The organism is Candidatus Zixiibacteriota bacterium (assembly GCA_017999435.1).
GTDB lineage: Bacteria > Zixibacteria > MSB-5A5 > GN15 > FEB-12 > JAGNLV01.
Window position 1 is genome coordinate 291,284 of the sequence record JAGNLV010000001.1, and the last position, 20,027, is coordinate 311,310.

At 65.3% G+C, this 20,027-nt stretch carries 20 protein-coding genes; 6 read left to right on the top strand and 14 right to left on the bottom strand.

Features of this window, described 5'->3' with window-relative positions; all coding sequences use genetic code 11:
- The first annotated feature begins 15 nt into the window (after positions 1–15).
- The 4 genes from KA261_01390 (at position 16) to KA261_01405 (ending at position 2,149) form a co-directional block, all read left to right on the top strand.
- Positions 16–417 carry a hypothetical protein gene (locus KA261_01390; protein MBP7696435.1) on the top strand — a complete coding sequence of 134 codons (402 nt, stop codon included), beginning with the start codon at positions 16–18 and terminating at the stop codon, positions 415–417.
- A complete protein-coding gene (locus KA261_01395; GenBank protein MBP7696436.1) occupies positions 414–869 on the top strand; it encodes an energy transducer TonB in 456 nt (151 codons plus the stop codon). Before KA261_01390 ends, KA261_01395 begins: the two co-directional genes overlap by 4 nt.
- A gap of 130 nt (positions 870–999) precedes the next feature.
- Positions 1,000–1,623 (top strand): tail fiber domain-containing protein, encoded by a 624-nt coding sequence (locus KA261_01400; protein MBP7696437.1) that lies wholly within the window; start codon positions 1,000–1,002, stop codon positions 1,621–1,623.
- A 106-nt stretch (positions 1,624–1,729) separates the two neighbouring features.
- Positions 1,730–2,149 carry an energy transducer TonB gene (locus KA261_01405; protein ID MBP7696438.1) on the top strand — a complete coding sequence of 140 codons (420 nt, stop codon included), beginning with the start codon at positions 1,730–1,732 and terminating at the stop codon, positions 2,147–2,149.
- A gap of 87 nt (positions 2,150–2,236) precedes the next feature.
- Here the strand turns inward: KA261_01405 and icd are convergent, their stop codons facing one another.
- From icd to KA261_01475, 14 genes are all read right to left on the bottom strand, one after another.
- Complete coding sequence (gene icd / locus KA261_01410; GenBank protein MBP7696439.1) at positions 2,237–3,481, bottom strand: isocitrate dehydrogenase (NADP(+)); 1,245 nt, start codon at positions 3,479–3,481, stop codon at positions 2,237–2,239.
- Positions 3,482–3,492: 11 nt separating this feature from the next.
- The gene (gene mdh / locus KA261_01415) at positions 3,493–4,419 is read right to left on the bottom strand and encodes a malate dehydrogenase (protein ID MBP7696440.1); all 927 of its coding nucleotides are present in this window, start codon (positions 4,417–4,419) and stop codon (positions 3,493–3,495) included.
- A 33-nt stretch (positions 4,420–4,452) separates the two neighbouring features.
- Positions 4,453–5,679 (bottom strand): DUF2088 domain-containing protein, encoded by a 1,227-nt coding sequence (locus tag KA261_01420; protein MBP7696441.1) that lies wholly within the window; start codon positions 5,677–5,679, stop codon positions 4,453–4,455.
- A 103-nt stretch (positions 5,680–5,782) separates the two neighbouring features.
- Positions 5,783–6,190, bottom strand: a complete 408-nt coding sequence (gene ndk / locus KA261_01425; GenBank protein ID MBP7696442.1) for a nucleoside-diphosphate kinase — start codon at positions 6,188–6,190, stop codon at positions 5,783–5,785.
- Positions 6,191–6,272: 82 nt separating this feature from the next.
- Positions 6,273–6,851, bottom strand: coding sequence for a 2-oxoacid:acceptor oxidoreductase family protein (locus tag KA261_01430; protein MBP7696443.1), 579 nt, complete (start codon positions 6,849–6,851; stop codon positions 6,273–6,275).
- Between the two features lie 8 nt (positions 6,852–6,859).
- Entirely contained in the window at positions 6,860–7,726 is an 867-nt protein-coding gene (locus KA261_01435) for a 2-oxoacid:ferredoxin oxidoreductase subunit beta (GenBank protein MBP7696444.1), read from the bottom strand.
- A complete protein-coding gene (locus KA261_01440; GenBank protein MBP7696445.1) occupies positions 7,726–8,859 on the bottom strand; it encodes a 2-oxoacid:acceptor oxidoreductase subunit alpha in 1,134 nt (377 codons plus the stop codon). Before KA261_01440 ends, KA261_01435 begins: the two co-directional genes overlap by 1 nt.
- Positions 8,860–8,873: 14 nt before the next feature.
- Positions 8,874–9,140 (bottom strand): ferredoxin, encoded by a 267-nt coding sequence (locus KA261_01445; protein ID MBP7696446.1) that lies wholly within the window; start codon positions 9,138–9,140, stop codon positions 8,874–8,876.
- A gap of 55 nt (positions 9,141–9,195) precedes the next feature.
- Positions 9,196–10,266, bottom strand: coding sequence for a succinate--CoA ligase subunit alpha (gene sucD, locus KA261_01450; GenBank protein MBP7696447.1), 1,071 nt, complete (start codon positions 10,264–10,266; stop codon positions 9,196–9,198).
- A gap of 12 nt (positions 10,267–10,278) precedes the next feature.
- A complete protein-coding gene (sucC, locus tag KA261_01455) occupies positions 10,279–11,418 on the bottom strand; it encodes an ADP-forming succinate--CoA ligase subunit beta (GenBank protein MBP7696448.1) in 1,140 nt (379 codons plus the stop codon).
- The gene (locus tag KA261_01460; protein MBP7696449.1) at positions 11,415–12,812 is read right to left on the bottom strand and encodes an HD domain-containing protein; all 1,398 of its coding nucleotides are present in this window, start codon (positions 12,810–12,812) and stop codon (positions 11,415–11,417) included. Before KA261_01460 ends, sucC begins: the two co-directional genes overlap by 4 nt.
- Position 12,813: 1 nt before the next feature.
- Positions 12,814–13,797 (bottom strand): carbamate kinase, encoded by a 984-nt coding sequence (arcC, locus tag KA261_01465; protein ID MBP7696450.1) that lies wholly within the window; start codon positions 13,795–13,797, stop codon positions 12,814–12,816.
- Between the two features lie 38 nt (positions 13,798–13,835).
- Positions 13,836–15,212 (bottom strand): GTPase, encoded by a 1,377-nt coding sequence (locus KA261_01470; GenBank protein ID MBP7696451.1) that lies wholly within the window; start codon positions 15,210–15,212, stop codon positions 13,836–13,838.
- Positions 15,213–15,393: 181 nt separating this feature from the next.
- Positions 15,394–16,887, bottom strand: coding sequence for an aldehyde dehydrogenase family protein (locus KA261_01475; protein ID MBP7696452.1), 1,494 nt, complete (start codon positions 16,885–16,887; stop codon positions 15,394–15,396).
- A gap of 360 nt (positions 16,888–17,247) precedes the next feature.
- Between KA261_01475 and KA261_01480 the strand changes: the two genes are divergently transcribed.
- On the top strand, positions 17,248–17,856 hold the full coding sequence (locus KA261_01480; protein MBP7696453.1) for a hypothetical protein: 609 nt from the start codon (positions 17,248–17,250) through the stop codon (positions 17,854–17,856).
- 234 nt (positions 17,857–18,090) lie between these two features.
- The gene (locus KA261_01485) at positions 18,091–19,839 is read left to right on the top strand and encodes a metallophosphoesterase (protein MBP7696454.1); all 1,749 of its coding nucleotides are present in this window, start codon (positions 18,091–18,093) and stop codon (positions 19,837–19,839) included.
- Positions 19,840–20,027 lie beyond the last annotated feature (188 nt).

A 20,027-nucleotide genomic window follows, 5' to 3' on the forward strand; every position in this document is an offset into this window, starting at 1 on the left:
CGGTCGGGCGCCGCAATGTGGAGATTCGCGTTCTTCGCCTGGCTTCCCCTTCCCGTTCTCTGCGTGCTCAGCGGCGTGCTTCGGCAGCTCCCGTTGACCCCGCATCTCGGGGAACCGGCGGCCTGCCCGCTGTCCGGGCTCTCGCTCTCTCTGCTGATCGCAGCGTACGTGGTTCTCCTGGGCCGCCGCAGGCGTCTTGCGCCCGGCCCGACGCGGGCGACCGGGGGCCTCTGGCTTGTCCTCACCGTTGCTTTCGAGCTCCTCATCGGCTATTATGCGGCGGGAGATTCCTGGAGCCGGCTCCTGGCCAACTACGACATCACGTCCGGCAACCTCTGGCTCCTCGACGTGGTATGGGTTGCGGCGGCGCCGCGATCGCTTTTGAGCGGGCGGGCTCCCGCCGCCGGATCGCGATGACAGCGCTTCGCATCATACTTCTGGTCACCCTTGCGGTTCTCCCGGCCGGATGCGTCCGCGATTTTTTCCCCGGCCGCGTCGACCGGGAGAGCTTCAGCTTCTACGCCGGGCCGTGCGACACGCCGCCCGCCCCCGCCGACAGCGCTTTCGACACCCGCCTCCAGCCCCAGGTGATCCGCCGGCCTGCCGACGCCTACCCGCCGCTGCCGCCGTGGGCCGCGACCGCCGGGAGCGTCCGCCTCCGCGTGCTGGTGGGCTGCGACGGGCGCGTCATCGAGAGCGTGGTGAGCACCTCGAGCGGATCGCCGATTCTCGACGCGGCCGCCCGGGAGGGCGTCGCGCTCTGCCGGTTCGCCCCGGCGGTCGAGAACAACCGCCCGGTCGCCTCCTGGATTCGCGTGCGCTATGACTTCCTCCCGCCGCGCGCCGACGGCGCCCGCCTCCGCCGCTAGCCCCGGTGCGCCCCGCGCGGGATTCCATTTCAGACAGTGTTCTCCAGTTTCAACATGCCCAGGAACCGTTCGGCCAGGACATTGCAGACACGCAGAATGAACCCCGGAATTGCCGCTCCGAGAAACAACCGTGTTCTATCGGCAAGGAGTCTTCCATGTCGATGCGGCGCATGCTGTGCACGGCCGCCCTCGCGGCGGCGAACTCCGTCTCGGACCGGGCCTCGAGTCCGTCACCGACTCCTCCATCAGGGCCCTTTCGTCCGCCACGGCCGGCTCGATCACGCTCGTGGGTCCCATGGAGCCGGGCATTCCCCCGGTCCCGCCGAGCACGATTACCTTGATGACCAAGGCCGGCGCGAGCATCGGTGTCGGCACTGACCTCCCCACCAAGGCCCTGCACGTGGTCGGCAACATCTGCTCCGCCGGCTCTATCGGCGCCTGCTCCGATGTCCGCTTCAAGAATGACATCGAGCCGCTCGACGGTGCCCTGCCGCCGGTCGACCGGCTCACCGGCGTCCGCTACTCCTGGCGCGTTGAGGACTTCGCCGAGATCCATTTCGGCACCGATCGCCAGGTCGGCCTCGTGGCCCAGGAGGTCCGGAAAGTGCTCCCCGAGGCCGTCACCGAGCAATCGGACGGATCTCTGACGGTCGACTACAGCCGCCTGACGCCCGTGCTGATACAGGCGATCAAGGAACTCCGGTCCGAAAACGAGTCGCTCAAAGAACGGGTGGAGGCGCCGGAGAGGACGTAGCCGCCCCGGGGCGGCGCGGCCGGCCCGCGACGAAGACCGAAATCTCATTGCACGTTTTGTCCCCGCGGCGCGTTTTTGCAACAGACCATTTTACTGGAGGTAGACGATGAAAAGCGTCTGGCTGATCTGTTCCTGCGTCCTGCTTTTGGTCGCCGCGCCGCTGGTGTGCACGCCGGTCGGCGCCGCCGATGAAGAACCCGCCGACAGTCTGTCCGCGCCGACGCCCGATGATTTCGTGGCCGTCGACCGGATGCCCGAGGTCATCCACAGCGAACAGCCGGTGTACCCGCCGGAGGCCCGGGAGAAGGGAATCGAAGGCTCCCTCTATATCCGGGCGCTCATCGACACGGCCGGCGTTCCTTCGCGGGTGAAAGTGCAGAAGTCGTCGGGCATCCCGGCGCTCGACAGCAGCGCGGTCGACGCCGCCGGCAAGAACCGCTACACCCCCGCAGTTTACGAAGGCAAACCCGTGAGTGTCTGGATCTCCTACAAGGTCGTGTTTGCCCTCGGGGACAAGCCGAAATGACCGGCGCGCGCCCCTCGCCGCCGCTCAGCCAAAAAAGAAAGGCAGGACGCTCGCGGTCCTGCCTTTTCATGTGTCGGCCGGTCCGATCTACATGTTCTTGATGATCTGCATTCCGAACTCCGCCGTCCCGACCTTGGTCGCCCCCGGCATCTGGCGTTCCAGGTCGTAGGTGACCGTCTTCCGGTCGATCGTCGTCTGCAGCGCCGAGTGAATCAATGCACCGGCCTCGGGCCAGTTCAGGTAATCCAGCATCATCGCCGCCGACAGGATCAGCGAGCCGGGGTTGATCATGTCCTTGTCGGCGTACTTGGGCGCCGTGCCGTGGGTCGCCTCGAACAGGGCCACGAAATCGCCGATGTTCGCGCCCGGCGCCATCCCCAGGCCCCCGACCTGCGCGGCGCACGCATCCGACAGGTAGTCCCCGTTCAGATTCGGCGTCGCCAGGATCTCGTACTCGTCCGGCCGGGTGAGAATCTGCTGGAACATCGAATCGGCGATCCGGTCCTTGATCAGCAGCTTGCCCTCCGGCTGCTTCCCGTCGTACTTCGACCACAGCTCGTCCTCGGTGATCGTGTGGGCGCCGAACTCCTTCTTCGCCACCCGGTATCCCCAGTCGCGGAACGCGCCCTCGGTGTACTTCATGATGTTCCCCTTGTGCACCAAAGTCACCGATTTGTGCTTCTTCTCCAGCGCGTACTTGATCGCTTTGCGCACCAGCCGGGTGGTCCCGGTCATCGAGATCGGCTTGATTCCGATCCCGCTGTCGGTCCGGATCGCCTGCTTCATGTTCTTGTTCAGCCAGGCGATCACTTTCTGCGCCTCCTTCGACCCCTTCTGCCACTCGATCCCGGCGTAGACGTCTTCCGTGTTTTCGCGGAAGATGACGACGTTGAGCTTCTCCGGGTGGCAGACGGGTGACCCGACGCCGCGGAAATAGCGCACCGGCCGGACGCAGGCGTAGAGGTTGAGGAACTGGCGCAGGCTCACGTTGAGCGAGCGGAACCCGCCCCCGATCGGCGTGGTGAGCGGCCCCTTGAGCGCCACCACGTATTTGCGGATCGCATCCACGGTCTCGTCCGGCAGCCACTCCTTGTACAGCTCGTTGGCCTTCTCCCCCGCGTAGATCTCCATCCACACGATCCGCTTCCTGCCGCCGTAGGCCTTCTCAACCGCCGCATCGACGACCCGCCGCGTCGCTTTCCAGATATCCCGCCCGGTGCCGTCTCCCTCGATAAACGGGATGATCGGCTCATCGGGGATCTGGAGCTGTTTGTTCTTGACGACGATGCGCGTCCCCTCGCTCGGGACGACGATATGCTTGTACTTCGCCATCGCTCGCTCCTCTAGTATCCCATGATCTTCATGTGTTCTTTGTAAGTGGCCGCCGACTTCTGCAGCGACGTCAGTTCCGCCTTGTTCAACTTCAGCTCGAGGATCTTCTCCACACCCTTGGCGCCGAGAATGCACGGCACGCCGATGTGCATGTCCTCGATCCCGTACTCGCCCGTGAGGTAGCACGAGCACGGCAGGAGACGCTTCTCATCGTTGAGGATCGCCCGCACCATCTGCACGGTCGCTGCCGCCGGTGCGTAGTAGGCCGACCCGGTTTTGAGCAGCTTGACGATCTCGCCGCCCCCGTTGGCCGTCCGTTCCTCGATCGCCTTGATCCGCTCTTTCGGGATCAGCTCGCCGATCGGGATGCCCGCCACGGTCGTGTAGCGCGACAGCGGCACCATCGTGTCGCCGTGTCCCCCGAGCACCATCGCCTGCACGTCGGCCATCGCCACCCCCAGCTCCATGGCCACGAATGTGCGGAAGCGTGTCGAATCCAGCACGCCGGCCTGGCCGATGACACGCTCCTTGGGGAAGCCCGTCACTTTCATCATGTGGTAGGTCATCAGGTCGAGCGGGTTGGAGACCACGATCACGTAGGCTTTGGGCGCGTGCTTCTTGATCTCCTTGGCCACGCCGCCCACGATCTCGGCGTTCTTGGTCAGCAGATCCTCGCGCGTCATGCCCGGCTTGCGGGCCAGCCCGGCCGTCATCACTACAATGTCCGCGCCCTTGACAGCCGCCATGTCGTTCGACCCGTCGATCATGGCGTTGTACCCGCGCACCGGCCCGGCCTGGCTCAGGTCGAGCCCCTTCCCCTGGGGCAGCCCCTCAATGATGTCGACCATCGCGACATCGGCCAGGTTCGCCTCGGCCAGGTACATCGCGCACGACGCACCCACATTCCCGGCTCCTACTACGGCGATCTTTCTGTTCATTCGAACCTCCTGGTGTTGCCACGGCGCGGAGCGTTATGCAGTGAGAACCGTGTGGCCCGCGTCATATACAACCGCTAAGTTATTATTTTCACATGCGTCGCGCCTTAAGTACAAAAAGTTCGCCACGTTGTCAAGCGGTTCGTAAAACACCCGCCTCACTTCGTCATCTTTCATCTCCGTGTGGACGCGCACCGCAATGCGCCGGGCGATCGCCACGACCCGCGACAGCTTGTGCGACCCGAAAGTGGCCGGGCCGCCGTCGCGCGGGGCATTGCCGCCCGGATCCCAGCGCGTCGCCAAATCGGCAAAATGCGGCGACCCCATCCCCTCCGCGCAGGCCGAGACCACGACCAGCGCCCCCCCGTCGGCCACCGCCGCCTGACAGTTCTCGACTGCTTTCTGAAGCTGGTACAGGTTCCGGTCCAGGGGCGGACGGAGTTCCGCCAGCACCGTCCCGAACGGCCCCGCCCCGCGGAAAGCGTAGATTTGGTCGGCCAGGACCGTCGCCCGCTGGAACGACTCCGTCATTCCTCCGCAGAAGACGCCCGCAACCCGCTGCGCCGCATCGAGCACCGCCTGAATCGAGAAAAACCTCGCCCCGTCGATCCGGTCCATGAGCGCCTGCAAATGCTCGGCCACCGGGTTCCCGGCCAGACGAAGCGGCGCCGCCGCCATCGCCCGCGCCAAATTGTGGTTCCGCTCCGTCGTCGCCAGGTCGACCATGCCGGGGAAAATCCCCTTGCGCCCCCCGGTGTAGCCCGCGAAATAGTGCGGCTCGACCGATCCGATCACCACCACCGGCCGCGTCCCGAGCACCGCCCGATTGACATAGACCTCGCCGCCCAGCGGGTCCTCTCCCAGCCGCGTCATCGATCCGGCGTCGCGGCAGTCGTGGACGGCCGTCCGCGCCCGCACCCGCTCCCGGAAGCGGCCGAAAATCTTCCCCCAGTCCTCCTCGCTCGGCGTCCCGTGCGTTCCCGTGGCCGCCAGAAATGACGCCCGGTCCAGGAGTCCGGAGTCGATCCGGTCGAGCCACTCGAGCACGAGCGCCGTGGGCGTGCGGCGAAAACCGTCGTTGACCACCACGACCGGCTCTCCCCGGATCGCCGCAAGCCCGCCCCGTCCGATGAACTCCGCGCGGAACCGCTCGTAGGTGACCGGCTCGTCCGCCGGCCGGGGGGCGAAGGCGGTGACCGCGTACTCGTCGGGAATGGCGAGGACCAGTTCTCCCCGCCCGTAGTGAAGCGCCACCTGCTGCATGCGCAAGGACTTCCCCAATGCGACAGGCCGGCTCCCGGCGGGGGATCCGGCCCGTCATGACACCGTCGGGCGGCGGGCGGCCGGGCCGCCCGCGCGCCGCTGTTTACACCGGACTTTCAAAGAAGAACGCGATCTCGCGCTGCGCATTCTCCTCGGAGTCGGAGCCGTGCACCGAGTTCTTCTCCACGTTCACGCCGATCTCCTGCCGAATCGTCCCGCACGCCGCCTGGGCCGGGTTGGTCGCCCCCATGAGCGTGCGGAGATCGGCCACGGCATTCTCCTTCTCCAGCACCATCGACACCACCGGGCCGGACGTCATGAAAGCCACGAGCGAACGGAAGAACGGGCGCTCCCGGTGCACCTCGTAGAACCGTTCCGCCTCTGCGGCGGTCAGCCGCTCCATGCGCATGGCGATGATCCTGAAATGCGCCCGTTCGAGCCGGCCGATCACATGCCCGATCAGATTCCGCTCCGTCGCATCCGGTTTGATTATCAGCAGCGTCCTGTTCAATCCGACTCCTTTGTCTGCTTCGTGCGCGGCCCGCCCCCCGCGCTCCCGCGGGTCGGGGGTCGATCCGGTCCGGTTCGCCCCCCTACTTCTTCAGCTTCAGCGCCTCCTCCCACCCGAGCTCGACGGCCCGGCGGTTCTTGTCCTCGGTCCCCTTGGGCGCGTGCTGCAGCACCGCCTCGGTCAGCTTCTCACACGAGACCAACCCGGTGAGGGCGGCGATCGATCCCAGCGCGATCACGTTGGCCACCATGATGCTCCCGATGTCGTTCCGCGCCATGCGTGTGAACTCCAGCGCGTAGGCCCGGTCCGCCGGGTATTCGCTGACCAGCGAGGAATCCACGATCAGGATCCCGTCGCCCTTGAGATCCCCGAAGTACTTGTCCAGGGCCTCCTGCGTCATCGCCAGCAGCAGGTCAAGCTTCATCGCCTTCGGGTAGTAGATCTCGTCCGAGGACACCACCACGTCGGACTTCGATGCCCCGCCGCGCGCCTCCGGACCGTACGACTGGCTCTGGCAGACTTTCTTCGCCTGCTCGCCGGTCCCGATCGCCTTCGACAGCACGACCGAGGCGAATATCATTCCCTGGCCGCCCGACCCCGACAGCCGCATCTCGAACCGGTCGGTCGGAACCTGTATCTTGTCGAGTAACCGATGTGCCATAGTGCGCCTCATTTCTTCTTGGCCCGGACGCGCTCGACCAGCATCCGGTACTCGTCGCAGAACTCGCTCGTCTGGGTGTCGTCGTGGAGCACGCCGATTGTGAACTTCCCCTCCAGTTCCTCCTTGGTCATCGACTTGGCCTTGCTCGCCATGACCGCGTTTTCCTTGAACGACTGGAGCATCGTCACCGCGTCCCCCTGCCGGTTGAGCCGCCCGAAATAGGTGTGGCAGTTGGACACCGCCTCCACCAGCGAAAAGCCCTTGTGTTCGAGCGCCTTGGTGATCAGGTTCTCCAACTGGGGCGTGTGGTAGACCGTCCCCCGCCCGACCCAGGTCGCCCCCGCCGCCTTGGCCAGCTCGCACGCGTCGAAGTGCTTCTCGGAGTTCCCGTAGGGGGTGGTTGTCGAAAACGCGTTGGCCGGTGTCGTCGGCGATCCCTGTCCCCCGGTCATGCCGTAGATGTTGTTGTTGATGAGGATGGTGGTGATGTCGATGTTGCGCCGGCAGGCGTGAATGAAGTGATTCCCGCCGATCGCCAGCGCGTCGCCGTCGCCCGTGATCACGACCACTTTCATCTCCGGCCGCGCGAACTTCACACCGGTCGCAAACGGCAGCGCCCGTCCGTGGGTCGTGTGGAGCGAGTTGAAATCCATGTACACCGGCATCCGGCTCGAACAGCCGATCCCCGAGACCATGACCACCTCGTCCTTGCCGTACCCGAGCTTGTCGAGGGCGCGGATGAACGCCCCCATCACCACGCCGATCCCGCAGCCCGGACACCACACGTTCGGGAATTTCTTCCCCGGCCGAAGGTAGCCCAGGGTCACGTCCGACCGCTGCTTCCGGCTCTCTTTGCTGTCGGTCACAGTGGCCATTAGAGCACCTCCTCCAGCTTCTCCAGAAGCTGCATTGGCGTCAGGATTTCCCCGTCATACCGCTGTAATCCGTGCACCGGAATATCCGGCGGCAGCACCCGCCTGACTTCGTGAATGATCTGTCCCATGTTCAGCTCGCCGACAATCACCTGCCGCGCCCGCCCGCACAGCTCGCGCAGCTGGCGGTCGGGGAACGGCCACACCGTGTAGAGCTGTACGCACCCTACCTTGAACCCCGCCTGGCGCGCCAGCTTCGTCGCCTGCAGGGCCGTCCGCGCCACTGATCCGTAGGTCACGTACACGTACTCGGCGTCCTCGACATACTCGGTCCGCAACTTCGCGATCTCGTCCACAAAGTGCTCGATCTTGAACCGCAGCTTGTCGAGCTTGGGCTTGATCTCGTCCGCCCGGTTGGTCGGAAACCCCTTCGCGTCGTGGGTGAGTCCGGTCACGTTGTAGCGGTATCCCTCGCCGTACGCCGGCATCGGGTTCACCCCGTTGGCCGTCATCTCATACGGCACATACTGCTCCGGCGGCACCGTCGGCCTCACCCGGTCGCGCACTTCGAGCTCCCCCGGCTCCGGGATCCGGATGATCTCCCGCGAGTGCCCGATCACCTCGTCGAGCAGCACCGTGACCGGCGTGCGGAAGCGCTCGGCCAGGTTGAATGCCCGGACGGTCTCGGTGAAGGTATCGTTGACGTTCGAGGGCGCGACGGCGATCGCGGTGTAGTCGCCGTGCGTCCCCCAGCGCGCCTGCATCGTGTCCGACTGGCTCACCTTGGTCGGCAGTCCCGTCGAGGGTCCGCCGCGCTGGACGTTGACAATCACGACCGGCACCTCGGTCATGTAGGCATACCCGAGGTTCTCCACCATGAGGGAGAACCCGGGCCCCGAGGTCCCCGTCATCGCTTTGAGCCCCGACACCGAGGCTCCCACGATGGCCGCGATCGAGGCGATCTCATCCTCCATCTGGATGAACCGGCCGCCCAATTTGGGCAGTTCGCGCGCGCTCACCTCGGCGATCTCGGTCGAGGGCGTGATGGGGTAGCCGGCGTAGAATCGCATCCCCGCGTACAGGGCGCCCTGCACGCACGCGGCGTTCCCCTGCAGCAGTTGTTGATTGAGTGGCATAAGCGACGCTCCCATCACTTGTAGTTCGAGGTTATCGCGAAATCCGGACAGTGAATCCAGCAAATCTGGCACTGGGTGCAGTTCTCCGGCCGCGCGAGGACCGGCTTGCCGTCGCGGTCCGGTTCGAATACCTGACGCGGGCACAGGGCGATGCAGATGTTGCAGGCCTTGCACCACGCGAGGTTGATGTTCAAAGGGGCGGGCCCCTTCGAATAGTCGTACTTGTTCTGCGGGCCGGGCTTCTCTCTGGTCTCGCCCGACTCGGTCTCTATCGCCGTCATCTCACGTCTCCGAGGTTGTCGGCCGCCGTGGCGGCCGAACGTCCGCCGACGCCGCTCATTTTCGTCTGCCCGCCGGAGCTTTCTTCCTGGCCTTGGTCCCGGTCTTCTTCGCCGCGTGCGGCTTTTTGTTTGCTTTTGCCGCCGGTCGGGCCGCGCGCGCCGCGCTTGCTCGGCCGGATGTGGTCCTGATCTTGGTCCCCGCGCGGGACGCCGGTTTGGCCGCCGGCCGCGCCGCGCTCCTGGCCTTGCCCGCGCGCCTGGCCATCAGGTCTCTCAACAGCGCGGGGATCTCGGTCGGCGATCCCGCCACCGGCACCCCCGCCGCCGTGAGCGCCGCCACCTTCCCCTCGGCCGTGCCGCTGCCGCCGGAGATGATCGCCCCGGCGTGCCCCATCCGCTTGCCCGGCGGCGCCGAACGCCCGGCGATGAAGGCTACCACCGGCTTGGTCATGCGCTTCTTGATGAACGCGGCCGCCTCCTCCTCGTCGGATCCGCCGATCTCCCCGATCATGACCACCCCCCGCGTCGCCGGGTCGGCCTCGAACGCCTCCAGGCAGTCGATGAAAGTGGTCCCGATCACCTGGTCCCCGCCGATTCCGATGCAGGTGGTCTGCCCCATTCCCGCCAGCGTGAGCGCCCAGATCGCCTCGTAGGTGAGCGTCCCCGACCGCGAGACCACTCCGACGTTGCCCTTTTTCACAATCGTCGCCGGCATGATCCCGATCTTGCACTGGTCGACCGAGATGAGGCCGGGGCAGTTGGGCCCGATCAGCCGCGCCCCGCGCGCCTTGACGTACGGGTACACCTTCATCATGTCGTTCGCCGGAAGTCCTTCGGTGATGCACACCACCAGCCCGATCCCGGCGTCGACCGCCTCGTAGATCGCATCGACGGCGAACGCCGGCGGCACGTAGACGACCGACACGTCCGCCCCGGTCGCCCCGACCGCCTCTTCCACCGTGTTGAACACGGGTATTCCCGCCACCTGGGAGCCGCCCTTTCCGGGCGTCACGCCGCCCACCACCTGCGTGCCGTAAGCCTTCATCTGCTGGGCGTGAAACGAGCCGTCGCGGCCGGTGATTCCCTGCACGAGCACTCTGGATTTCTGATTGATGAATATCGCCATACGCTACCTCGCCTAGTCCTGTCCGCCCGCCAGCGCAATCGCTTTTTTGACCACCTTGTCGAGCGTATCTTCAAACGGCAGATGGTAGCGCGCGAGGATGCGCGCCGCCTCCGCCTCGTTCGTTCCGGCCAGCCGCACTACGATCGGCGTCTTCGGCTTCAACTCGTCGAGCGCCTGCACGAGTCCGTTGGCCACGTCGTCGCACCGCGTGATCCCCCCGAAGATGTTGACCAGGATGGCCTTCACGTTGGGATCCGAGGTGATGATGCGCAGCGCCGTCACCACCTTCTGCGGGTTGGACGAGCCGCCGATATCGAGGAAATTGGCCGGCTCGCCCCCGTAGCGCTTCACGAGATCCATGGTCGCCATCGCCAGCCCCGCTCCGTTGACCATGCACCCGATCGTCCCCTCGAGTTTCACGTACGAGAGGTCGGCCTCGCGCGCCTGGGTCTCGGTCGGCGGCTCCGCGTCCAGGTCCCGCATGGCCGTGATTGCCGGCTGGCGGTAGAGGGCGTTGTCGTCGATGTTGACTTTCGCGTCGATCGCCACCACCTCGCTCGCCGCGTTCGTGATGAGCGGATTGATTTCCACCAGCGACGCATCCACCGCCCAGAACGTCTCGTAGAGCTTCATGATGATGTCGGCCGCCTGGCGGACCTGGCTGATGTCCCGGTAGAGCTTGTAGGCGAGGTTCCGCGCCTGGAACAGCTTCAGCCCGGTGACCGGATCGACCGCCAGCTTGTGAATCTTCTCGGGCGTCTTCGCCGCCACTTCCTCGATGTCGATCCCGCCCGCCGCCGACACCATGATCACCGGCCTCCGGCTCGCCCGGTCGAGGATGATTCCCACGTACGCTTCCGAGATGATGTCGGCGGCCTCCGTAACCAGCACCTTCTTGACCGTCAGACCCTTGATGTCCATCCCCAGGATGGTGGTGGCGAGCACTTTCGCGGCCTCGGCGTTTTCGGCGTATTTGACCCCCCCGGCCTTGCCGCGGCCGCCGACGTGGACCTGCGCCTTCACCATCACCGGCTTGTTCACCCGGTCGGCGATCTGATACGCCTCCAGCGGCGTCGTCGCCACGTCCCCCGCCGGCACCGGGATCCCGTGGCGCGCGAACAGTTGCTTCGCCTGATACTCGTGAATCTTCATAGGTCGGATTCCTTATCGTTCGGACTCTCCTTCGTTGCCTCGTAGAACTCCCGGGCCAGGTCCGCCAGCGTCTCCGGCTGATTCAGCTCCGGGTCGTCGAGCACCTGCTCCAGCAGGTAGTCCAGCACGCGGCCGATCAGCGGCCCGGGCGCCACCTTCAGGATACGCATCACGTCGCCGCCGTCAAGTGCCAGATCGTTCAGCGAAAACGGCGGTTTCCGGTCCAGCTCCGCGCGGATCCGGGCCTCAAATTCGTCCACATCGTCCGTCCGTCCCCCCATGCCCTGGGCGGTCACATCGGCCCGCCGCAGGTCCAAAAGGTCGAAAATAAGGGGCACGCCTACCCGGCGGACCAGCCGGCGCAACCCCTTGTCGGTCACGTCCGTCGTGAACATGTGCCGCTCGACCAGGGTGGTCACCTGCCGGATCAGGTCGTGGGCGAAGCGCAGGCGGCGCAGCACGCTCCGGGCGGTCGCCGCGCCGAGCATCTCGTGGCCGTAGAACGTCGCCCCCGGCTGCCCCTCCCGGATCACCTCGCGCTTGGCCTGCGGCTTGTTGATATCGTGGAACAGCGCCGCCAGCCGCACCGCCAGCCCGCGCGGGCAGGCGTCGATCGTCCGCAGCGTGTGTTCGAACACGTCGTAGGCGTGGAACCCGCCCGGCTGCGCCACGCCGACACAGGCCTGCAGTTCGGGGAGGACCTCCGCCAGGAGCCCGCTCCGTTCCATCAGCTGGAGTCCGCGCGAGGGGCGGGCCGCCCGCTCGAGCAGTTTGCGCAGCTCCTCGGCGATCCGCTCGGCCGAGACCGTCCGGATAAGCGGGGCCTTGGCCGCGATCGCCGCAAACGTCCGCTCCTCGATGTCGAATTCGAAGCGCGCCGCAAACCCCACCGCCCGCAGCATGCGCAGCGGGTCGTCGGTGAATGACTCCGGGTAGACCATCCGGACCAGCCGCTTGCGCAGGTCTTCCTGCCCGCCGAGCGGGTCGATGATCTCGTCGGACCCCAGCGCGATCGCCATCGCGTTGATCGTGAAATCCCGCCGCACGAGGTCGTCTTCGATCGCCAGCGCGGGATCGTACCGCACCTCGAAATCCTTGTGCCCCACCCCCGTCGAGTGCTCCGTCCGGGGCAGCGAAATGTCGAACGTCACCGGCGCCCCGTCCCGGTACTCCGTGTACTTGATTACCCCGAAACTGCGGCCCACCAGGTTTACCTGGCCGAACTGCCGCAGCAGGCGCGACAACTCGTCGTACCCGATCCCCGTGACGAGGAAATCCCGGTCCGCGCTCGCCGGACTCCCGGCCAGCAGCCGGTCCCGGACCGTTCCTCCGACCTCGTACATGCGGCCTTTCTCCAGAACTGCCTCGATCGCTTCCCGTGACAATTCGTTCATTTCAATCCGGGCGTATGCGCGTTCCCGCCTGGCCGTGCACCGCGGCGTGAGCGTTTTCCAGCGACGTAATGATCACGAGTTTTCCCCCGTGCTCGATGAATTTCACCGCCGCTTCCACCTTCGGCCCCATCGACCCCGGGGGGAAGTGTCCCTCGCGAAGGTACTGCCGCATCCGCGTCACCGTCACTTCTTCGAGCTTTTTCTCCTGCGGGGTGCCGAAAGCGACGGCGACGTGGTCGACGGCGGTGAGGATGCACAGGATGTCGGCGCCGATCTCGTTGGCCAGCACCGCCGAGGCGAGGTCTTTGTCGATCACCGCATCGAACCCCTCGTAGTATCCCCGGCCGTCGAGGTAGACCGGGATGCCGCCGCCGCCGGCGGCGATGACGATGATACCGCGGGCGACCAGCTCCCTGATCGTCTCGCCGTTGACCACGGCGGTCGGTTTCGGCGACGGGACCACGCGCCGCCACCCCCGCTGAGCATCCTGCTTCATGGTCCACCCGCGCTCCTTGGCGAAGCGCCGCGCCTCCTCTTCGGTGTAGAACTGCCCGATGAATTTGGTCGGGTTCTGGAGGGCCGGGTCGTTCATATCGATGAGCATCTGGGTGATGAGGGTGACCACGCGCCGGTCGATTTTCTCGCTGCGCAGCCGGTTCTGGAGCGACTGCTCGATCATGTAGCCCATCCCGCCCTCGGTGTCCGCCACCAGCACGCCCAAGGGCAGGATCGGCGCCCGTCCGCGGGCGAGTTCCACCCGCAAGAGCGCGTTGCCGACCTGCGGCCCGTTGCCGTGCGAGATCACCAGGTTGAAACCGTCGCGCGCCAGATCCACGATCCCGTCCAGCGATTTCCGCGTGTTCGCGAACTGGTTGGCGATCGTGTCTTCCTGGTCCGGCCGGGTGATCGCGTTCCCGCCGAGCGCCACCACTGCCGTTCTGTTTGCTGCTGTCTGCCTGATTGGTCTGTCCTCGTTGCAGTTCATGCCGGCGGGCCGGGGGTTTTCCCCGGCCCGCGCCGTGGTCATCCGCGGGCTTTCTTCCTCGGGGCCGGCGCCTTGGCCGCCCCTTTCTTCTGCCGTCCGACAAATTCGCCCAGCACGTCCGCCAGGTTCGGCCGCCCGATCTCCTGCAGGCTGTAACCCACCCGCACCGTCGGTTTCCTGATCTTGATGATCCGCGACAGGTCGATCGGCGTGGCGATCACCACCGCGTCGCACTCCGTCCGGTTGATCGTCGTCTCCAGATCCTTGATCTGCTTCGGGCCGTAGCCCATGGCCGGGAGGAGGACTCCGATGTCCGGGTACTTCTTGAATGTCTCCGAGATCGAGTTGACCGTGTAGGGCCGGGGATCGACCAGTTCGGCCGCGCCGAATTTCTCGGCCGCCACCACGCCCGCCCCGTAGGCCATCTCGCCGTGGGTGAGTGTCGGCCCGTCCTCGACCACGAGCACCCGCTTGCCCTTGATCAGCGCGGGCTTGTCGACATCGAGCGGCGAGGCCGCGTCGATCACGACCGCGTCCGGATTGTAGGCACTGACGTTGGCCCGCACCTCGGCCACCCCTTCCGGCTCGGCCGAGTCGATCTTATTGATCACGACCACGTCCGCCAGCAGGAGGTTGTTCTGGCCGGGGTAGTAGGAGATCTCGTGGCCCGGGCGGTGCGGGTCGACCACCGTGATGTACAGGTCCGGCTTGTAGAACGACATGTCGTTGTTCCCGCCGTCCCACAGGATCACGTCGGCTTCCTGCTCGGCCTGGCGAATGATCTTCTCGTAATCGACGCCGGCGTAGACCACCACGCCCCGGTCGATGTGGGGCTCGTATTCCTCCCGCTCCTCGATCGTGCACTTGTGCGTATCGAGATCGCGCAGGTGGGCGAAGCGCTGGACCACCTGTTTGCCCAGGTCGCCGTAGGGCATGGGGTGGCGGATCGCCACCACTTTCTTGCCGAGCGCCTGCAGCACCTCGGCCACCCGCCGGGTCGTCTGCGACTTCCCGCAGCCGGTCCGCACCGCCGTCACCGCCACCACCGGCTTGGCCGAGGCCAGCATGGTCGCCGCGCCCCCTTCGACTGCGAAGCGCGCCCCCGCCGCCATCACGTAGGCCGCTTTCTGCATGATATAGTGGTAGGGGACGTCCGAGTAGGAGAACACAACCTCGTCGGCGCCGTGCTTGCGGATCAGGTTGATCAGCTCGTCCTCGGCGTGAATGGGGATCCCGTTCGGGTAGTTCTTGCCCGCGAGCACCTTCGGGTACTTCCGCCCCTCGATGTCGGGGATCTGCGTGGCCGTGAATGCGACCACTTCGACGCTGTCGTTGTCGCGGTAGAGGACGTTGAAATTGTGAAAATCTCGTCCCGCCGCCCCCATGATAATGATCCGTTTCTTCGTCTTGGCCATGTCCTACCTCCGGTTAGCGCACCTGTTCACGATTGCCTGTGACCGCCCCTCGTCCCGCCGCCCCGCCGCCCGATCGACGAGGCCAGCCACAGTTGCTCCACCAGGTACAGCGGGAGGTACCCGTGCCGGCTATGGTAAACGTATCTGCACCGCACCTGGACTTTCCTTTCGCCCGCATGTCTCAGGCGTTGTCGATCTGCGCGCGCTGCAACACGCCCGAGAAATCGACAAACACCGACTTCCACTCCGTGAACACGTCCAGCGCCGCCGTGGCCGCCTCGCGGTGGCCGTTGCCGGTCTCTTTCGTCCCGCCGAACGGCAGGTGGATCTCGGCCCCGGTCGTCGGCGCATTGACATAGAAAATCCCCGTGTACACGTCGCGCATCGCCGTGTACGCCTTGTTGATATCCTGCGTGTAAATCGAGGCCGACAGCCCGTAGGCGGTGTCGTTGGCCATCTCGATCGCCTCGTCAAAATTGCGGCACACGGCGATCGACAGCACCGGCCCGAACACCTCCTCCCGCCAGATCCGCATCGACTGCGTCACCTCGCCGAAAATGGTGGGCTGAATGAACCATCCCTTGTCGTACGAGCCCCCCGTCACCCGCTGCCCGCCGCACAGGAGCTTCGCGCCCTCCCCCTTGGCGATCTCCACGTAGCCGAGCGAAGTCTCCAACTGGTCCTTGTTTATGTGCGGACCCATCTGCGTCTTCGCGTCGAGCCCGTTGCCGATCCGGATCGCCCGGGCCCGCTCCACCATCATCTCGGTGAACTTCTTGACCGCGTCCTTGTGGCACACGATCCGGCTGGTCGCCGTGCAGCGTTGCCCGGTCGTCCCGAACGCCCCCCACAGCGCCCCTTCCACCGCCAGCTCCAGCTTGGCGTCATCCATCACGATCTGGACATTCTTGCCGCCCATCTCCAGACACGTGTGCTTGAACTGCGGGGCGCACATCTCGGCAATCTTCCTCCCCACTTCGGTCGACCCGGTGAACGACACCACGCGCACGCGGGGGTCGCGGATGAGCGGTTCGCCCAGCGCTCCGCCCGAGCCGGTTACGACGTTGACCACGCCGGCCGGCACCCCTTCCTCGTGCATGATCCGCACCAGGTTAACCACCGACAGCGGCGTGTCCGTCGCCGGCTTGATCACCACCGTGTTCCCGGCCACCAGGGCCGGCATAATCTTCCACGAGGGAATCGCCATCGGGAAATTCCACGGCGTGATGAACGCGCACACGCCCAGCGGCTGGCGGATCGACATGTTGAACTTGTTGCGCAACTCCGAGGGGGTCGTCTGACCGAACAGCCGCCGCCCTTCCCCGGCCATGTAGAAAGCCATGTCGATCGCTTCCTGCACGTCTCCGCGCGCCTCGTCGAGGATTTTCCCCATCTCGCGCGTCATGTCGCGCGCCAGATTCTCTTTCTCTTTCTGCAGGCGGGCCGCCACTTTGAACAGGATATCTCCCCGCTTGGGGGCCGGCACGAGGCGCCAGGACTTGTAGGCCTCGGCCGCGGCATCAATCGCGTCTTTCACATCCTCGGCGTTCGATTTCTGAAAAACGCCGACCACTTCATCCGTGTTGGCCGGGTTGATGTTGTCGTACGTCTTGCCCGACTTCGACCGCACCCACTCGCCCTTGATGAGATTCAGGAAAGTTCTCGGCTCACTCATAGTTGTTTGTTCTAAGGTTATTCCTTACAGACACTTACCACGGACGACGCCGTGTCATTTTGTGAATTTGTTCACACCTTATCGCATACACAGAGCGTTAATATACCCTCCCTCGCTCGGTTGTCAACCGCTTTCGCGGTCAAATCAGATCGATATGCTCCTTGTGCCGCAAGCGCTTGCATGACCTCACCCGGCCGCCTGCCGCACCCAGGCTGCCGGCGCCGGCTTCCCCCGCTCCGGAGCCGCCAGTGCCGCAATCGCGCCCCTTCGCGGCCTGGCCCCATCCCCGCAACTTTTCTTCGACTTTTTCTGATCGCGGTGCGTTATTCTTTTAGATCACCGCTGTGAGGCCCTACGAGTATGCTGACCATCCTGATTGCCGCCTGGCTGGTTTCCCCGCTCTACCCGCTCAACCCGGTCGTTGAGGACACGGTGAACGGCGTCAACATGCATTTCACGATCGGTGTCGGCGGACCCAACGTCCTCACCGATCCCGGTCTCCTCATCTCCGCCAAGTACGAATTCCTCCTCCGCCACCCGTTCCTCCTGCGCGCCTGCGCCGATTACGGATTCGCCGCCATGCGCTCAAAGACCTACCCCGACGGTGCGCTGCACTCTATGATTCTCAGCGCCGAGATCCTCCTCTACCGGGGCACCGATGCCATGACCGGGTTTGTCGGCATGGGCCCCCTCCTCTACAAGGGATACTTCCGTTTCGACGGCCTCGAACCGACCGATTTCGTTCCCGGCGCCGTCGGCCTCGACATCGCCATGGCCCCGAAAATCGGCTATCGGGCGACCCTCGGCCTTCGCTTCAATCGCAACTTCTCGCTCGAAATCGGCATGTCGGAGGCGCGCCCCACCATCCGCATCACCGGCGACACCGGCGACAGCCGCCTCCGCACTTTCTCCCAACCCGTCCGCCTCCACGATGTCCGCATGTCTGTCGGCTACCTTGTCCCGCTCTAGCCGCCCATGCCGTCGCCCGGAGCATCCGAAAGGCCCGCGCTCCTTGACCGCTCCGACCGTACTGCCGCGAGCCGCGGCAGGGCGGCCGCCCGCTCTGCCGGTTCCCCCACCCCTTTGGCGGATTCTCGTCCCTCGCCCAGGTACCGAACACTTCAGATTGCATTGTGTCGGACGCGGACCCGGTGTATCTTTCGGGGCAAAACCGGCAAACTCAAAGACGGGTGTTGCGACGTGATGAAAACTACCGCCATATTTGGCCTTGTCCTCATCGCCCTCGGATCTCCAGCTCCAGCCCAGACGCCATGCGATGATCTATCGGACGCCCCGGTTCGATTCGCGGTTCTTGGCGACCGTACCGGTGACCACCAGGACGGAGTGTACGAATCGGTGGTCGCCGAGATTGAGCGGCTGCGGCCCGACTTCGTGGTGACCGTCGGCGACATGATCGAGGGGCACACCACCGATACGATCGAAATGCGCAGCCGGTGGGATGAGTACTTCGCCATTATCAGACCGCTCACCATGCCGGTCCGCTTCACACCCGGCAACGACGATATCAGCACAGACGCCATGGAGTCAACCTATCGCGCCCGCGCAGGGGAGCCGTACTACGCCTTCGACCACCGCGGCATCCATTTCGTGGTGCTCGACAACAGCCGTACAGAGAGCGCCGGCGAGATCGCCCAGGAGCAACTCGGCTGGCTGAAAGACGATCTGGCGAAGAATCGCAGTGCCTGCTACACGATTGTCTTTCTCCACAAGCCGTTCTGGTATCGGACACTGGGCAGCGGGCAGCCGGACGCCCTGCACGACATCTTCCGGGCCAACGGGGTCGATGCCGTTTTCACCGGTCATATGCACTGCTACTTCTCGGCCGAGTTTGACGGCATCCTGTACACATCCCTCGGCAGTTCCGGCGCCGAGACCGAGGAGAGCCCCGATGGTCTGCGGTATCACTTCGGCTGGGTAACGGTCGATGATCGAGGCGTACACATCGCGCCCATCAAGAAGGATGCGGTGCTGCCGTGGGATGTGCAGACCGTCGCAGAGGCGCGGGCCGCCAGTCGGGTCAGGAGCATCGGGATCAGGTTCGCACAGCCGCTCCCGCTCACCGACGGGCTGAAGCCGGCAGCCGGGGCAGTGACCGTGCTGCTGGATGGTCCGACGGCAGGGGGACAATGGACCGACACCTTGCGCTGGGACGTACCTGAAGGTTGGACAATTACGCCCGCGGCCTGTCCATTTACGCTGGTCCCGGGGGCGACCGTAACCGCGCAGTTTGCCATTGAGCCGGCGCCCGCGCTGCTTCCACTGCCTGTGATTTCCACCCGGCTTCCCTACGCCGCGGAAAAATCGACAAGGGTGAGCCGCGAATTGGAGGTCGCCCGCGCCGCCCGGTGCATCCGGGTGAATGAACCAGTCGTTATCGACGGGCAGTTGATCGAACCCTGCTGGGCGCGGCCGGTCACCGCGCTGTTCAGCAAAAACGGGACACCGGCGGCACAGGATCCGACCATGTTCTACTTCGCCTACGACAGCGACAACCTGTACCTCGCCGCGCATTGCCGCGATTCGGACATGGCCGCGATCCATGCCGCGATGACCGAGCGCGACGCCCCCGTGTTCACGGAGGATGCAGTCGGCTGGATGATCGAGCTGGGCGGGACCAACCGCGTCGTCGCCCAGGTGTATGTCAACGCCCTCGGGACCCTGTATGATCAGCAAGTCCAGCAGGCGAGCGACGGGTACTGGGCCGGCCGCTCGGACTGGAACGGCGATTTCGAGGTGAAAACGGTCCGCGGGGCGGACTTCTACGCCGTCGAGATGCGTATCCCGCTCGCGCAGTTCGCAGCGACGCCCGACTCCGGAGATCGCTGGCGACTGAACTTCCGCCGCCGACAAGTGCGGATGAACTCCTCGGCATCGTTCCAGACTTCCTGGTCCTACGACCCGGCTGCCTTCGGCGAGCTCGTATTCGAGTAGGCGGCGGACGGCCAGGGGTCCCCAAATCAGGCACCGTACGCCGGCCGCAATGGAGCAGGGCCGAGGTCGCTTCTTAACCGGACCGGCACACAACAATCGGCTCGAAGAACGCGGGGTGCGGCTGCGGTCACAACGCATTCGGACGAATCGTGACCGCCCAAAACCGCCGACAACACTCCGAAAGTCAT

What these genes read in the sequence shown, in the direction of transcription:
- KA261_01390 (MBP7696435.1), top strand. Translation starts at nt 16, where the DNA reads ATGTGGAGATTCGCGTTCTTCGCCTGGCTTCCCCTTCCCGTTCTCTGC.
- KA261_01395 (MBP7696436.1), top strand. Translation starts at nt 414, where the DNA reads ATGACAGCGCTTCGCATCATACTTCTGGTCACCCTTGCGGTTCTCCCG.
- KA261_01405 (MBP7696438.1), top strand. Translation starts at nt 1,730, where the DNA reads ATGAAAAGCGTCTGGCTGATCTGTTCCTGCGTCCTGCTTTTGGTCGCC.
- icd (MBP7696439.1), bottom strand. Translation starts at nt 3,481, where the DNA reads ATGGCGAAGTACAAGCATATCGTCGTCCCGAGCGAGGGGACGCGCATC.
- mdh (MBP7696440.1), bottom strand. Translation starts at nt 4,419, where the DNA reads ATGAACAGAAAGATCGCCGTAGTAGGAGCCGGGAATGTGGGTGCGTCG.
- KA261_01420 (MBP7696441.1), bottom strand. Translation starts at nt 5,679, where the DNA reads ATGCAGCAGGTGGCGCTTCACTACGGGCGGGGAGAACTGGTCCTCGCC.
- KA261_01430 (MBP7696443.1), bottom strand. Translation starts at nt 6,851, where the DNA reads ATGGCACATCGGTTACTCGACAAGATACAGGTTCCGACCGACCGGTTC.
- KA261_01435 (MBP7696444.1), bottom strand. Translation starts at nt 7,726, where the DNA reads ATGGCCACTGTGACCGACAGCAAAGAGAGCCGGAAGCAGCGGTCGGAC.
- KA261_01440 (MBP7696445.1), bottom strand. Translation starts at nt 8,859, where the DNA reads ATGCCACTCAATCAACAACTGCTGCAGGGGAACGCCGCGTGCGTGCAG.
- KA261_01445 (MBP7696446.1), bottom strand. Translation starts at nt 9,140, where the DNA reads ATGACGGCGATAGAGACCGAGTCGGGCGAGACCAGAGAGAAGCCCGGC.
- sucD (MBP7696447.1), bottom strand. Translation starts at nt 10,266, where the DNA reads ATGGCGATATTCATCAATCAGAAATCCAGAGTGCTCGTGCAGGGAATC.
- sucC (MBP7696448.1), bottom strand. Translation starts at nt 11,418, where the DNA reads ATGAAGATTCACGAGTATCAGGCGAAGCAACTGTTCGCGCGCCACGGG.
- KA261_01460 (MBP7696449.1), bottom strand. Translation starts at nt 12,812, where the DNA reads ATGAACGAATTGTCACGGGAAGCGATCGAGGCAGTTCTGGAGAAAGGC.
- arcC (MBP7696450.1), bottom strand. Translation starts at nt 13,797, where the DNA reads ATGAACTGCAACGAGGACAGACCAATCAGGCAGACAGCAGCAAACAGA.
- KA261_01470 (MBP7696451.1), bottom strand. Translation starts at nt 15,212, where the DNA reads ATGGCCAAGACGAAGAAACGGATCATTATCATGGGGGCGGCGGGACGA.
- KA261_01475 (MBP7696452.1), bottom strand. Translation starts at nt 16,887, where the DNA reads ATGAGTGAGCCGAGAACTTTCCTGAATCTCATCAAGGGCGAGTGGGTG.
- KA261_01480 (MBP7696453.1), top strand. Translation starts at nt 17,248, where the DNA reads ATGCTGACCATCCTGATTGCCGCCTGGCTGGTTTCCCCGCTCTACCCG.
- KA261_01485 (MBP7696454.1), top strand. Translation starts at nt 18,091, where the DNA reads ATGAAAACTACCGCCATATTTGGCCTTGTCCTCATCGCCCTCGGATCT.